Raw genomic sequence first — 1,001 nt, 5'->3', positions numbered from 1 at the left:
ACTTCTGATCTGTATCAGAATGATTTGAGAATTCTAGAAGCCAGTTGTGTAAGCAACTGGCTTTTTTATTACTTTATATTCAGTTTCAGTGCCGTATATAGAGGACTAGAAGAAGTCTCTTCAGTGTGATGGACTTTTACTTTACCTACTCAGCATCTAGCATCAGGGCATAATCAAACGTTTTTCAGAATACTAAGCTGCATCGGTAAGCCATTTAATTTAAAAAATCAGATGTGTCGTAGATATTGACTACTTTTGGGCTGATTAGATGAGTGGATCAACATCGAAACATGAATGTGCGCAAACTTTTGCAGAGATCGGGCTCGATTAAGTTAGCTCAGCGAAAGAAATTAGCTAAGTTAATTGTAGTTAGCGGGATCTTAGCTGACTTTTTACTGGCTTAGCTTAGAAATTTACCGAGTATTTAGCTTGAAAAATCATCTACAGCGTTTACTGATAGGAATTTTTGATCTGAAATAGATCAAATCTATTATTATGAATGTCTGTTTGCGGCAAGCTTATCGATATTTCTGGCGACAGAATTGAAAATAAAATGTCGAAATAAACGCCTTTAAGCCGTAACTTAGACTGTTATACAAACAAGCTGCTTAAAAACAGCTCAAATGGAAATGGTTTCTTAAAAAGGGTTTGACTTATTTTCGGCAGACAGTAATATGTGCGCCAAGAAACGGAGAGGTGGCCGAGTGGCCGAAGGCGCTCCCCTGCTAAGGGAGTATGGGCTTTAACTCCCATCGAGGGTTCGAATCCCTCCTTCTCCGCCATTTCTTACAATAGACAACGATGCGGATGTAGCTCAGCTGGATAGAGTACCTGGCTACGAACCAGGCGGTCGGAGGTTCGAATCCTCCCATCCGCACCATTTCTATTGTCGTGATAAATGTTTTAGTGAGCGGATGTAGCTCAGCTGGATAGAGTACCTGGCTACGAACCAGGCGGTCGGAGGTTCGAATCCTCCCATCCGCACCATTTCTATTGTCGTG

General features: G+C 41.5%; 3 tRNA genes. All 3 read left to right on the top strand.

What is annotated here, in order from left to right:
- The first annotated feature begins 690 nt into the window (after positions 1–690).
- A tRNA-Ser gene (locus L2748_RS24100) sits at positions 691–782 on the top strand.
- 21 nt (positions 783–803) lie between these two features.
- Positions 804–880 (top strand) — tRNA-Arg (locus tag L2748_RS24095).
- A gap of 30 nt (positions 881–910) precedes the next feature.
- A tRNA-Arg gene (locus tag L2748_RS24090) sits at positions 911–987 on the top strand.
- Positions 988–1,001: the final 14 nt, after the last annotated feature.

This window comes from Shewanella sairae (assembly GCF_023283535.1).
Classification (GTDB): domain Bacteria; phylum Pseudomonadota; class Gammaproteobacteria; order Enterobacterales; family Shewanellaceae; genus Shewanella; species Shewanella sairae.
This window is presented reverse-complemented; position numbering and strand designations above follow the sequence as displayed.